The organism is Streptomyces sp. NPDC050433 (assembly GCF_044458565.1).
Taxonomy (GTDB): Bacteria; Actinomycetota; Actinomycetes; order Streptomycetales; family Streptomycetaceae; genus Streptomyces.
In genome coordinates, this window is record NZ_JBITIB010000015.1 from 1 (window position 1) to 11,811 (window position 11,811).

General features: G+C 69.7%; 13 protein-coding genes and 1 tRNA gene. 4 read left to right on the forward strand and 10 right to left on the reverse strand.

Annotated features, from left to right (window positions below):
* Positions 1 to 429: transposase (locus ACIBLA_RS19505; RefSeq protein WP_399199353.1), on the reverse strand; the 429-nt coding region annotated here is incomplete at its 3' end.
* A gap of 388 nt (positions 430 to 817) precedes the next feature.
* On the opposite strand from ACIBLA_RS19505, the gene ACIBLA_RS19510 reads away from it, so the two are divergent.
* Positions 818 to 893: transfer RNA gene (locus ACIBLA_RS19510), tRNA-Gly, on the forward strand.
* Positions 894 to 1,001: 108 nt separating this feature from the next.
* Here ACIBLA_RS19510 and ACIBLA_RS19515 read toward each other — a convergent pair.
* The 6 genes from ACIBLA_RS19515 to ACIBLA_RS19540 all read right to left on the reverse strand — a co-directional run bounded on the left by ACIBLA_RS19515 (position 1,002) and on the right by ACIBLA_RS19540 (position 5,278).
* Complete coding sequence (locus tag ACIBLA_RS19515; RefSeq protein WP_363242576.1) at positions 1,002 to 1,436, reverse strand: nuclear transport factor 2 family protein; 435 nt, start codon at positions 1,434 to 1,436, stop codon at positions 1,002 to 1,004.
* An 85-nt stretch (positions 1,437 to 1,521) separates the two neighbouring features.
* The gene (locus ACIBLA_RS19520; protein WP_363242577.1) at positions 1,522 to 2,382 is read right to left on the reverse strand and encodes a helix-turn-helix transcriptional regulator; all 861 of its coding nucleotides are present in this window, start codon (positions 2,380 to 2,382) and stop codon (positions 1,522 to 1,524) included.
* A 71-nt stretch (positions 2,383 to 2,453) separates the two neighbouring features.
* The gene (locus ACIBLA_RS19525; protein ID WP_363242578.1) at positions 2,454 to 3,119 is read right to left on the reverse strand and encodes an SDR family NAD(P)-dependent oxidoreductase; all 666 of its coding nucleotides are present in this window, start codon (positions 3,117 to 3,119) and stop codon (positions 2,454 to 2,456) included.
* A gap of 12 nt (positions 3,120 to 3,131) precedes the next feature.
* Positions 3,132 to 3,509, reverse strand: coding sequence for a DUF2255 family protein (locus ACIBLA_RS19530; protein ID WP_363242579.1), 378 nt, complete (start codon positions 3,507 to 3,509; stop codon positions 3,132 to 3,134).
* Between the two features lie 202 nt (positions 3,510 to 3,711).
* A complete protein-coding gene (locus tag ACIBLA_RS19535; RefSeq protein WP_363242580.1) occupies positions 3,712 to 4,383 on the reverse strand; it encodes a hypothetical protein in 672 nt (223 codons plus the stop codon).
* 439 nt (positions 4,384 to 4,822) lie between these two features.
* Positions 4,823 to 5,278 (reverse strand): MarR family transcriptional regulator, encoded by a 456-nt coding sequence (locus ACIBLA_RS19540; RefSeq protein WP_363242581.1) that lies wholly within the window; start codon positions 5,276 to 5,278, stop codon positions 4,823 to 4,825.
* Positions 5,279 to 5,447: 169 nt separating this feature from the next.
* Here ACIBLA_RS19540 and ACIBLA_RS19545 point away from each other — a divergent pair, with 169 nt between their 5' ends.
* Complete coding sequence (locus ACIBLA_RS19545) at positions 5,448 to 6,908, forward strand: MFS transporter (RefSeq protein WP_363242582.1); 1,461 nt, start codon at positions 5,448 to 5,450, stop codon at positions 6,906 to 6,908.
* Here ACIBLA_RS19545 and ACIBLA_RS19550 read toward each other — a convergent pair.
* The 3 genes from ACIBLA_RS19550 to ACIBLA_RS19560 all read right to left on the reverse strand — a co-directional run bounded on the left by ACIBLA_RS19550 (position 6,841) and on the right by ACIBLA_RS19560 (position 10,100).
* Positions 6,841 to 7,362 carry a hypothetical protein gene (locus ACIBLA_RS19550; protein WP_363242583.1) on the reverse strand — a complete coding sequence of 174 codons (522 nt, stop codon included), beginning with the start codon at positions 7,360 to 7,362 and terminating at the stop codon, positions 6,841 to 6,843. The two genes, ACIBLA_RS19545 and ACIBLA_RS19550, sit on opposite strands and share 68 nt — an antisense overlap.
* A 29-nt stretch (positions 7,363 to 7,391) precedes the next feature.
* Positions 7,392 to 8,141: a YoaK family protein gene (locus ACIBLA_RS19555; protein WP_363242584.1), complete on the reverse strand. Its 750-nt coding sequence runs from the start codon at positions 8,139 to 8,141 to the stop codon at positions 7,392 to 7,394.
* Between the two features lie 126 nt (positions 8,142 to 8,267).
* Positions 8,268 to 10,100, reverse strand: coding sequence for a serine/threonine protein kinase (locus ACIBLA_RS19560; RefSeq protein WP_399199286.1), 1,833 nt, complete (start codon positions 10,098 to 10,100; stop codon positions 8,268 to 8,270).
* 194 nt (positions 10,101 to 10,294) lie between these two features.
* Here ACIBLA_RS19560 and ACIBLA_RS19565 point away from each other — a divergent pair, with 194 nt between their 5' ends.
* Together ACIBLA_RS19565 and ACIBLA_RS19570 are read left to right on the forward strand one after the other, a co-directional pair.
* Entirely contained in the window at positions 10,295 to 10,369 is a 75-nt protein-coding gene (locus tag ACIBLA_RS19565) for a putative leader peptide (protein ID WP_363242677.1), read from the forward strand.
* A 234-nt stretch (positions 10,370 to 10,603) separates the two neighbouring features.
* Positions 10,604 to 11,680 (forward strand): LLM class flavin-dependent oxidoreductase, encoded by a 1,077-nt coding sequence (locus ACIBLA_RS19570; protein WP_363242587.1) that lies wholly within the window; start codon positions 10,604 to 10,606, stop codon positions 11,678 to 11,680.
* The last annotated feature ends 131 nt before the right edge of the window (positions 11,681 to 11,811 follow it).

The window sequence follows — 11,811 nt, forward strand, 5'->3', positions numbered from 1 at the left end:
GTTGGCCGAGGCGTAGGCGGCGAACACGCCAATCTGGCAATTCTCCGTCCGGCCCGCAGTGCCCGAGTACTGCCGCTGGACACCGGCCGAGGTGACGCCCTTCTTGATGAACCCGGTGTCGTCGATGATCAGGGTGCCGTCTTCGTCGCCGAGCTTCTCGGCGACGTACTCCTGCAGGTCGTCGCGGAGCTCCTCCGCGTCCCAGCGTGCACGGTTCAGCAGGTTCTGAAGCCCGTCCGGTGTGCTGTGACCTGCGAATTCGGCGAGTTGCCAGCCGTTCTTACGGCTTACCGAACCCAGCAGGCCGCGCACATAGGCCCGCATCCGCCACCGAAGGTCCGCCCGACTGAACCGCCGCCCCACCCGCAACAGCAGCTCTTCCAGTTCAGCCGCCCACTCTGCAACCAGTTCCGTCTCTTCCACAACCATGACAACGGACACGCCGAACCGCCGGTCACGAACTGCCGCAACATGACGGGCCGTCAGCTCGCTACACTCGGAAAGAGGCACCTGACCAGCCACGATAGCGAACTACCGCTGGAGTACTAGCCGCGCCGAACTGCCTGTGGAGCCGCCATCTCGACGACACCCCCGGCGACCAGAAGTACGGGGCGCCCGCCGGACCGGCCGTGAAATTCGGATGAGCCGGCCGGCGGGCGTCGGCTATGGTCATTCAAGTCCGGTCCGAAAGGCGCGAGTTGACCTTACGGAACGGATCCATGAATTCATGAGCAGCACCTCCCGGTGCGTGGGCCGCGGCTACTTCATAGGGTGAAATCACGCCGCACGCCGTTTTGATCTCGGGGGGCACAAGCATCGGGGCGTCCGGTGCGCAGGTGACGGATACTTCTTTCTTCCAAAAGGGGACCCGGGTTCGAATCCCGGCGGTCCGGCTCCGGCCGGGCTGTGGTGCAGTGGCCCAGCATCCATGTCTCCGTCGCCGACTTCGATCTCGGGCGCCCCGATGCCGTGTTGTTGCCCCTCACCCTTTGCCCCCGCCTTTACGGGGCGCAGGCCTCTGCGATCGAGAGGCTGTTCTCGTACAGGTGATGCCGGGTGATCCGGCCGTTCTCGACGGTGAGGCGCAGCGCGAACGGGCCCTCGAAGGACTTTCCCGTCGCGCGTACTGTCCCCGACAGGTGCCCCGTCAGGACGGCGTCGGTGCCGTCGACGAGGAACGTGTCGACGGAGGCACGTGCGTCCTCCGGCACGGTGTGTTCCATCAACTCCGTGAACTGGGCGGCGCATTCGGCCGCGGTGGAGCGTGGGCGGATCCACGGAACGGTGGGGTTCTCGGCGAGCAGCCAGTCGACCTCGTCGGAGAAGAGTTCGAGGAGCCGACCGGTGTCCCCGGCCACGCGGGCGGTAAGGAACTCCCGAACGACGGCCCGCGTGTCCTCGGCGACGGAACTCGTGGCGGTGAACTTGACGGGCATTGCGCTCTCCTCGCTGCTGCACCGGATCCGGCGGAGGCTCCCGTCGGTGTGACCGATCCTCACAGGGGGAAGGGGGACCGGTCGATTACCCCGGAGGTAAGCCCCCGTGGGACGGTGGCGCCAGCGCCTGGAGTGCGGACAGGGCGCCGCCCGCGAGCGGCGACGGCGGTGCGGACTCCTGCGGGACCGTTCGGAAGGCGCTCGGCGACATTCCGTAGACCGCGCGGAAGCGGCGCGAGAAGTGGTACGCGTCGGCGAAGCCGCATTGGACCGCTATGGCCCGCAGCGAGAGGTTGCTCAGCCACAGCAGCGGCTCGGCCCTCGCCAGGCGGAGCCGTTCGATGCCTTCGACGGGGCTGACACCGAGCTGTCGCCGGCAGATACGGCACAGCGTGCTCTCCGAGATCCCTGCCGCCCGCGCCAGCCGCCCCAGGGCCAGCGGCCGGGCCACTCCGTCGGACCAGTGGGCGCGGACCGCGGCCATCATCGCGACCAGCGGTTCGGGGAGCGTGTGCGCGCCGGTTCCGTCGCCGGGGCCGGACGCGAAGATGAGAAGCAGCAGCCGCAGGGTCTCCTCGGCGTGCCGTTCCCAGGTCGGCGGGCGCGTCGCGCCGAGTGTCAGGAGGTACTGGCAGAGCGCGGCCATCGGGTCGCCGCGCCCCGTCAGATCCCGGACGACCGGCCAGCCCGTGTCGTCGGGCGCTTCCGCGCCGCCTCGCGCGCCGGAGCGCAGCCGGAAGTGCGTGTAAGCGTGCCGGGTGGGCCGGTGGGTGTCCCAGTGGAAGGTGTCGCGCATACCGGGCCGTACGAGCAGCAGTGCGCTGAGCGTCAGCGGGACGGTCAGGTCGCCGCAGACCCAGCGGGCACTGCCGTGCAGCAGCCAGACGAACTCGTACGTTCCCGCGTCCCTGGGGCCGAACACCGAACCGGGCGGGTAGTCCGCCACCGCGGGCCCCAGCCGGGCGACAAGCGGGCGTGAACGGCTTGCCCGCGGAGCTGAAGCCGCCGGTGGGCGGGTCAGCTCTCCAGGGGTTCGGCGTAGCGCCGGAACTCCGCGCGGTCCCGGTGCATCGCCCAGAGCGTGTCGGCGAGCACCGCCGGGTCCTTGCGGGGATGGCCGGGGGTGATCGCGCCCGGAATGATCAGCTGCGCCGCGTGGATGCGATCGCCGGCGAGGACGTCGTGCAGCATCTGCGCGTAGGCGCTCTCGGCCGCGAAGGCGATCGAGGTGCCGGCCCGCTCGGGATGGGGCTGGACAGCGCTGCCGCCGTTGATGAACAGCAGCGTGCCGCGCCCGAGGGAGCGCATGCCGGGAAGAACCTGCCGGACGGCCGTCATCGGTCCGACGACGGAGAACGCCAGCGGGCCCTCGATGTCGGCCGGGCCGGTCTCCAGGACCGGCTTCATGAAGTCCTGGCGCGGGATGGGGCTGTACTGCAGGACCTCCACCGGCCCGAGGTCCGAGGCGGCGGCGTCCAGGGCGGCGGCGAGAGCGGCCGGGTCGTGCACGTCGGCGGCGAAACCGCGCGCGTTCACGCCCTCACCGCCGAGGTCGGCGGCGAGGGCGTCGACGTGCTCCTTGGTACGGGACAGGAGGGCGACGTCGAAGCCCTCACGGCCGAACCGGCGCGCGACCGCGCCGCCCAGACCCGTGCCTGCTCCGACGATGGCGATGGTGGTCATTCGGGGTCCTTGTCAGCGGGGGACGAGCCGGAGGGTCGCGCCGCGGGCGTCGTCGGCGACGACGGGGTCGACATACGTGTGGCTGTAGTGGGCGTACTTGGTGCGGTAGGCGTTGTCGATCCGGTCGTTGACGGCCGGGTCGTCCTCCTCGACGAAGGTGACGTCCTTGTCCACACCGCCGGAGCTGATGTGCCCCTCGTGCCGGGCGGTGGCGGCGCGGTACCAGGTGCCGTGCCGCCCACGGACGGCACGCACGTGCAGGTCGTCGCCGTCGCGGACCACCCAGATGGTCGTCGACTCGCGTGGTGTGTTGTCGCTGCCCAGAGGGGCGATCTCCAGTTCGTCCGTGTGCTCGATCTTGTTGAGTTCGTCCTTGGTCCAGGTGGCCATCGAAGCGCTCCTTCGTCGGGCCGGCGTATCCGGTTCCACTCCGGCAACCATGACGTGTGACACGCACCTTTACGAGTCGGACACGGCATCCAGGCGCCGGAGCGGTGCTCGCCGCCCTCGCCGGATTACTCCATCCGGGTGATGGACAGTTCGGAGATTCAGGGGCTCAGCCGCTCAGTGGAAGACATGCGAGCGGTTGGCCTCAGGACCCGGATTCAGTCCCCAGCATGATGTGCGGATCCTGTACGCCCGCGAGCTTCGCGAACGCGAGGACGTACTCGCGCGTGGCTGCCTGCAACTGGCGCAGTTCACCGCGACATTCCGCCGCGCGTGGCCAGGCGGACTCCGGCTGGTCGGGGTTCGCGTTCTCGAACTCCCGCAGCAGTGGGTGCCACTTGGAGAGGAACGGGCGGAGCTCACGATTGAGCAGGGTCACCGCCAGGTTCTCCACGGTGAAGCCCTCGCTCAGCGTGGACGGGCGGCTGGCTTTGAGGGTGTCGCGTGTGGTGGCGAACAGGCCGTAGAGAGAAGTGAGAGCTTCGCGGATCAGTCCTTCGTCGTCACCGAGGCGCTGGGTGGAGGTTCGGGTGACCGACTCCACGAACAACTGCCACGCCACCTGCTGGGCGTCGTTGTTCACCACGAAGGTCAGCTCGCTCAGTTGGGGCACGGTGATCCTTACCTCGGTCAGCCTCGCTGTCCTTCGGTAGAATTCCGCCGCGAGAGCCACCACCACGCCGACGATGGCGCCGACGATGGCGAACGCGTAGCTGGTGTCGGCTCGGCTGATCGCGTGGAGGGCGACGCCTGCCCCGCAGCCTGCCAGGGCCGCCAGGACCACCCGCGTTATACGCCCGCTGAACAACGTCGTCATCGATCCCTCGCTTGTGCTTCCACGTGTGAGATGCCCGTCAACCGTGGTTGACGGGAGGTTCCTGGTCGTTCATGCCCACCGGCTGACGTCCCATGGCCGAACATCATGCCGAACAACCCTCGCTCGACGAGGGGCGGGTGGGAGAATCGCGTCGTTCAGCGGCAGGGCGCCTCCACGTCCAACCCCTCCAGGTAACGGTCCCGTTCCTGATGGGACAGGGCTGACTCACCAGCCCGCACAGCAGGTCGCGCCACGGCTCCACGCCGACCGTACGGCGGACGACCTTGAGGTCGGGGCCGAGAGTGAGCATGCCGTTGGCAGGGCCGGGGACGACCTGCATGTTGGCGCCGGGCTCCGCGAAGGCGGCCGGGGGATCGGTGTCAGGGTAGGAGCCCGCGATAAACGAACGCACCACGTGGAGCGCGCGGCCCGAGGCCGACTAGTGGCGGGGCCATGGCCTTCCGCCGAGCCGTTCGATGTCGGTGTTGAACCGCTTCAGATACGCGGCGAACGCGGCGATGTCCTCTTCCGGCCAGTCGGCCATCACCCGGTCCAGCGACCGGACGATGCCCTCCCGCTCCTCGTCCAGCACGCGTGCGCCCTCGTCCGTGATGCGGAACTTGCGGGCCATACCGCCGTCGGGATCCGGGATGCGTTCCACGAGGCCCGCGCGCATGGCCGCGGCCGTCTGCCGGTTCAGGGTGGAGGCGTCGAGCCCGAAGGCGTCGCTGAGTTCACCGATCGACATCGGCCCCTGCAGACGAATGCGGCTGAGGAGGATGTAGGCGCTGCGGTCCAGGAGGGCGTCTTTGCGGCGTCCGCCTTTCTGGTTCAAGAACGTGTGGCGGCCGAGCAGCATCTGCTCGTACTCGACCTCGTGCGTGGCCCCTGCCATCCCTGTGTCGCCTCCTGCCTCTCTCGCCGGGCCATTCTCGCACCACGACGGAACGGCCCGGACATCATCTTCTCATGATTATGCATCATGCATGTAACGTGCGAGATGCACACGATATGTATGATGCACATGTTCGTTTCAGGTTGGACAGTCCTAGGAGTCCCTTTTCATGGATGCCCCACAGCTCGCGTCCCGCTCGGGCGGTGTGGTCGCCACGCTGGCGCTCGCCGGCACCACGGCCGCGATCATGCAGACACTGGTCACCCCGCTCATCGCGGACCTGCCGAAGATCCTCAACACCTCGGCGTCGAACGCCACTTGGGTGATCACGACGACCCTCCTCGTGGCGGCGGTCTGCGTGCCGGTCGTCGGCCGGCTGGGCGACCTGATCGGCAAGCGCCGCATGCTCCTCATCTGCTCGGTGCCACTCATCCTGGGCTCGGTGGTCTGCGCTCTCTCGTCCTCCGTCATCCCGATGATCATCGGGCGCGGCCTCCAGGGCATGGGTATGGGCATGGTGCCGCTGGGCATCGCCCTGCTGCGTGACGTCGTTCCGACGGAGAAGCTCAGCTCGTCCATCGCGCTGGTGAGCGCGTCCATGGGCATCGGCGGCGGCCTCGGCCTGCCGATCGCCGCAGCGGTCGCGCAGTACGCGAACTGGCGGGTGCTCTTCTGGGGCTCCGCCGTTCTGGCCACGATCATCGCCGCTCTGATCTGGTTCCTGATCCCGAGCGTGCCGGCCAGCGCCAAGGGCCAGCGGTTCGACGCGCCCGGTGCGCTCACCCTCGGCGCCGGTCTGGTCAGTCTGCTGCTGGCGATCTCCAAGGGCGCCGACTGGGGCTGGAGTTCGGGGACCACGCTCGGTCTGTTCGCCGCCGCCGTCGTGCTCCTGGTCGGCTGGGGCGCGTGGGAACTCCGTACGACCGACCCGCTGGTGGACCTGCGCACCACGGCCCGCCCCCGGGTCCTCCTCACCAACATCGCGTCGATCTTCGTCGGGTTCGCGATGTACTCCAGCATGCTGGTGATGCCGCAGCTGCTCCAGTTCCCGGAGGCCACCGGCTACGGTCTGGGGGAGTCGATCCTCGCCTCCGGCCTGTGGATGGCACCTGGCGGCATCATGATGATGATCGTCTCCCCGCTGGGCGGCAGACTGACCAACGCCCACGGCCCGAAGCTCACCCTCCTCAGCGGGGTCCTGGTCATCGCCGCGGGCTACGGACTGTCCATCGCGCTGATGGGGTCGGCATGGGGAATCATGCTGGCCATCATGGTGATCAACAGCGGTGTGGGCCTCGCGTACGGTTCGATGCCGGCGCTCATCATGAGCTCCGTCCCGCTCTCCGAGACCGCCGCGGCGAACAGCTTCAACACCCTCATGCGCTCGCTCGGCACGTCGATCGGCGCCGCGGTGATCGGCCTGGTCCTCTCCCAGATGACGACCGACTTCGGTGGCTTCGCCATCACCTCCGAGAGCGGCTTCCGTACGGGCCTGCTCATCGGCTGCGGCGTCGCCCTGGTCTCCGCCGCGATCGCGGCCGTCATCCCATCCGTGCGCACGGTCACCGGCGGCCTGGAGAAGACAGACGCGAGCGCCGCCGAGCCGGAGAAGTCGGTGGCCAAGGCTTGAGCTGCGCGCGCCGCCCGGTGTCACCACGTCCGCGCTCCCACAGCCCGGTCAAGCGCCCGACGTCGGTCGGCGCGGCACCGACGAACAGCAGCGGGACCAGCATGCCGTCGCCGGTGAGGGCCGTCGTGCGGGACGAGTTGGGGGTCTTTTCCGGGGCCAGGGCCAGCACGTCCCGCCAGGCGATGCGCCACGTACGGAACAACTGCCGTGCCACCAGCCGGTCTTCGTACACCACCGTCCCGCACCGCCACAGCGCGACGACCCCGAGGAAGACCGGCGAGAGCAGGGCGGCCACGCTGAGGACGATCAGCAGCGGGAGACCGTCCACGAGAAAGGGCGAGACGACGACCAGTATCCCGCCCCCGCCGCACAGCAGAGTCACCAAGGCCCGGAAAATTCCGGGTGGGCGGTACTTGATGACCGGAGTGCCCGTGTCCGCGGTGTCGTCCGTCATCGGACCATGCCACCACAGGATCCCGGCGGTCAGGACGCGTTTCGGCCGGGCTTCACCCGTAGTTTCACCGCCAAGAGCCGGAGCGCACCGCGCCGGGGGATGACGGCCACGCACGCCAGTGCCGCCAAGGCCCAGAGCAGCGGTACGACCATCGCCCAGGCTGCCGAGGCCGAGTACACCAGCGCGGCGCCGGCCGCGCCGGCGGTCAGTGCGAGAAGCCGGGCCAGGGGGCCCAGGTCCGCGCGGCCGACGCCCCGTGGCCCGCTGGCGCCGACGACCAGGTGGGTGAGGGTGCCGGTGAAGTACGTTCCCGGCCCGCCGGCCGCGCCCGCCCCGGCCAGCGCGGCGGACTGAATGCCCATCGCGGCGGCCACCGCGACGAGCACGACATCGCGCCACGGCTGCGCGGGCGCCCCGCCCGCCACGCCCCAGGCGACGGCGACCGCCACCAGGACCACGACCTCGACGGCGAGCCAGTGCACCACCGCGCGGGGCCAGCGCGTCTCCGATGGTTCCGGCAGTCGCCCGGTGAACGGCGCCACGACGGCGACCCCCGCGACATAGCCCGTCAGTGCCAGCAGCGGCACGGCCGGTCCGCCCTCGTCGCCGGTCCCCGTCAGCGCGAGACCCAGTAGCACGAGATTGCCGGTCATCACGCCCGCGAAGACCCGCCCCAGCGCGGTGAACGCGAGCACGTCCACCGCGCCCGAGGCCCCGGCGAAAAGGATCAGCGCACCCCACTGGGCGCGCCCTGGACGCACCGGCTCGGTCGTCGACACCCCGTTACCCGCCTCCGCGTCAGCTGCCCGAAGAGGCCACCAATACGGCGCCGAGGCCTGCCCCGCAGCATGCCGAGCCGATGCCGCCGACCCGCTCACCCGTCCGGCGCAAGCCGTGCCGTGCACCTAGTCTTCCTTGGGGTCCTCCGCGTTGCGCCAGATCGTCAAGTCGAAGGTGAGGTAGGTCGAGTCGCCCGTCTCCGCCTGGCCGCGGTACGTCGCCACCGCGATGTGGCCCGCATCACTGAGCACGCAGAACTGCGATCCGTCGCTGACCTGGTCGAGGGTGATCTTCTCCGTATAGCGGGTCTCGGTACGGCAGGTCTCCAGGGAGCCCTTCTGCGAGTTGTTCAGCAGGACGAACTTTCCGTTGTCGGAGGCGATATGGTCGTCCGTGAACGTTTGGTCGGAGTAGTAGTACAAGTCCCGGCCGCCGTAGAGATCGTCCCCCTGTTTCGGCTTTGGGGGGTTGTCGGCGAGCATGACCACGTAGTTCTCCGACACGTCGATGCCCTTGTACGTGGCGGGCTTCGGGTCCGGCCGCTTATTCCCCTCGCCGCTGTCCGAATTGTTGCTGCCGCTACTGCCGCTACTGCCGCTACTGGCGCTGCTGCCGCTGCCGCCGGGCGAGTTGGACGCGTCGTCATTACTGGAGCCGTCCGGCAGCAGGGAGCCGATGACCCCGAGGACGACGATCGCGCCCACGACCGACGCGGCGACGATCAGCCCCGTCCGCTTCGACTTGGGCTGCCGAGGGGGCACATAGGGAGCGTGGACGACGGGCGGCGCGGGGTGGTAGCCGATCGGCCGGGTCTGGTGGCCCGGCGGAGGCGTGGGCTGCATCGGGTGGCCGGGCGGCGGCACCGGGCCGGGCACGCCCGGCGCGCTCTGCGTCGGCGCGGCGGCGGCCGGGGAGAACCCGGTCGGCGCATACGGGTTCACCGCTCCCGGTGCCGGATTCTGCGGCGCGAACTGCGTCGGCGGGTGCTGCGGCGCGAACTGGGTCGGCGTCGGCGCCACGCCGGGCATCGGCGGCGGCGTCTTCGCCGGTTCGGGCAGCCGCAGCCGCTCGGTGATCGATCCGGCGACTGCCTGCGGCAGCCAGTCCTCGCCCTGGCGCAGCGCGACGGGTGAGATCTCGTGGCACAGCTCGATGATCTCCGTCAGGCTCGGCCGGCCGTCCGGGTCGCGGGTCAGACAGCGGGTCACCAGCGGCAGCAGCTCGGTGGGCACCCGGCTGAGGTCGGGATCCTCGTGCACGATCCGGTAGAGCACCGCGTGCGACGACCCCTCGCCGTACGCCGGCGAACCGATCGCCGCGAAGGCTGCGATCTGGCCGAGGGCGAAGATGTCGGTGGCGGGGCTGACCGTACCGGCCGACGCCTGTTCGGGTGCCATGAACGACGGGGTGCCCACGCTGACCCCGGTGCCGGTGAGCGCGGTGGTGTCGGCGGCTCGGGCGATGCCGAAGTCGATCACGCGGGGGCCGTCGGAGGCGAGGAGCACGTTGGCGGGCTTCAGGTCGCGGTGGACGATGCCCGCGCCGTGGATGACATGCAGCGCCTCGGCGACGCCGACGGACAGCAGCAGCACGCTCCGCAGCGGCAGCGCGCCGTGCTGGGCGACGGCGTGCGCGAGAGAGGGACCCGGCACGTACGCCGTGGCCAGCCAGGGCTGTGAGCCGTCGGTGTCGGAGTCGATGACCGGCGCGGTGTACAGACCCTGCACCCGCTGCGCGGCCTGGACCTCCCGCTGGAAGCGCCGCCGGAACTCGGGGTCCTCGCTGAACTCGGGCCTGATCACCTTGAGTGCGATGGGCCGCCCGCCCGGTGTGTAGGACAGATACACCTTTCCCATGCCGCCGGTACCGAGGACGGCCGCGAGGCGATATCCGCCGACGACGGCAGGGTCGCCTTCCTCAAGCGGTTTGAAGAGGTTGGCGGAAGGTGTACTGGTCATGATGAATCATCCCCTGTTAACGGCAGTTCGGCTCCTGCCGATGCCCCGAAGTCAACCGGGAGCGTATCGACTTTCCTTCCCCGTCCTCGCCACCAGGCGCAACAACCGTGCAACAACCCGGTCGCGACAGCGCTGCGCCCCCCCCGGCGACTTCGCGCATTGCCAGGGTCCTTCGCTTCGCTTACCTTTGCATCGTGCATCCAGGTGTCAGTCTTGTCACGCGCATTCACGTCGACCTTCTGCGGTCGGCCAGCGCGCTCTGTCTCTGAGCGCCGCCTGACGCGTAGTCGCGCTTCCTCGCGCCGCGCGCGGCACCGAGTTCACCTCTGAGATCGCGCGACGTTCGTCGCCTCTTCATCCTTCCTTCCCCCTTCCTTCTTCTTTTCTTCTTCCATCGCCCCGCGCTCCACCGGGGGTTGCCGCGTTCGGCTGCCACGTGCTGCCCGCGTGCGGCGTGTGCGGTGAACAACTCACCCCGCTCGACAGCGAATCGGAGTACTGACATGAGCGACGAATACCTCTGGTACATCCCCAACACCGTCGAGTCCGGCCACCGAGGTGACGACACGACCGACGGGTGGGGCACGCTCGGCTTCTCCACCGAGATCGCCCGAGCCGCCGAGGACCACGGCTGGGGCGGCGCCCTCATCGGTACGGGGTGGGGCCGGCCGGACACCTTCACCCTGGCCACCGCGCTGGCCGCCCGTACCACCACGTTCAAACCGCTGGTGGCGATACGGCCCGGATACTGGCAGCCCGCGCACTTCGCGAGCGCCGCCGCCACGCTCGACCGGCTCAGTGGGGGACGCCTGTTGGTCAATATCGTCAGCGGACTCGACAACGCCGGGGCGTACGGCGACGGCGAGAGCGACCCGGCCCGCCGGTACGACCGCACACGGGAATTCCTCCAACTCGTACGCCGGCTCTGGACGGAGGAGAAGGTCGCCTTCCGGGGCGAGTTCTTCCAAGTCGAGGACTCGACGGTGAGCCCACGGCCGTACGACGCCGAGAACGGCCGGACCCCGAGGCTCTACTTCGGCGGCGCCTCGGCGGCGGCGGAGGCGGTTTCGGCCACCGAGGCCGACGTCCAGCTCTTCTGGGGAGAACCGCTCGACGGCGTGGCCGAGCGGATCGACCGTCTCAGGAAGCTGAGCCAAACCCTCGGACGTACCCACGCACCGCTGGAGTTCGGCCTGCGCGTCACGACGCTGGTCCGCGACACGAACGAGGAGGCCTGGCGCGACGCCGAGGCGAAGGTGGCCAAGCTGGCCGGTGGCCCCCGTGATTCGACGATGGACAGCGGGCGCCGTCGGGCCGTCGGCCAGCAGCGCCTTCACGACCTCGCGGAACGCGGTGAGGTGCTGGACTCCTGCCTCTACACCACCCCCGGCCGGGTCGGCGGCGGGGGCGCCGGGACCACCTGGCTGGTCGGCTCCCCGGACGAAGTGGCCGCCGCCCTGCGCAAGTACGGCGAACTCGGCATCACCCACTTCGTGCTCTCCGACACGCCGTACAAGCCGGAGGTCGCCCGCATCGGCGACCAACTGCTCAGCCGGCTCCGGGAACGCGCCCCCGTGTGACGGCCCGGTCGGACAGTGGCCGGAGCCGGCCATGTCACGGCGACTGAGTTCGTACGGCTCCGAGCCCTCGCCCGTCGCCGCCGTCCACCCGGACGGCACCCGAGTGGCGCTCGCCGTCAAGGGCGGTATCG

Excerpts from the sequence above, each read along its gene's own strand:
- ACIBLA_RS19545 (WP_363242582.1), top strand. The coding sequence starts at position 5,448 with ATGGATGCCCCACAGCTCGCGTCCCGCTCGGGCGGTGTGGTCGCCACG.
- ACIBLA_RS19560 (WP_399199286.1), bottom strand. The coding sequence starts at position 10,100 with ATGACCAGTACACCTTCCGCCAACCTCTTCAAACCGCTTGAGGAAGGC.
- ACIBLA_RS19550 (WP_363242583.1), bottom strand. The coding sequence starts at position 7,362 with ATGACGGACGACACCGCGGACACGGGCACTCCGGTCATCAAGTACCGC.
- ACIBLA_RS19570 (WP_363242587.1), top strand. The coding sequence starts at position 10,604 with ATGAGCGACGAATACCTCTGGTACATCCCCAACACCGTCGAGTCCGGC.
- ACIBLA_RS19525 (WP_363242578.1), bottom strand. The coding sequence starts at position 3,119 with ATGACCACCATCGCCATCGTCGGAGCAGGCACGGGTCTGGGCGGCGCG.
- ACIBLA_RS19535 (WP_363242580.1), bottom strand. The coding sequence starts at position 4,383 with ATGACGACGTTGTTCAGCGGGCGTATAACGCGGGTGGTCCTGGCGGCC.
- ACIBLA_RS19515 (WP_363242576.1), bottom strand. The coding sequence starts at position 1,436 with ATGCCCGTCAAGTTCACCGCCACGAGTTCCGTCGCCGAGGACACGCGG.
- ACIBLA_RS19540 (WP_363242581.1), bottom strand. The coding sequence starts at position 5,278 with ATGGCAGGGGCCACGCACGAGGTCGAGTACGAGCAGATGCTGCTCGGC.
- ACIBLA_RS19530 (WP_363242579.1), bottom strand. The coding sequence starts at position 3,509 with ATGGCCACCTGGACCAAGGACGAACTCAACAAGATCGAGCACACGGAC.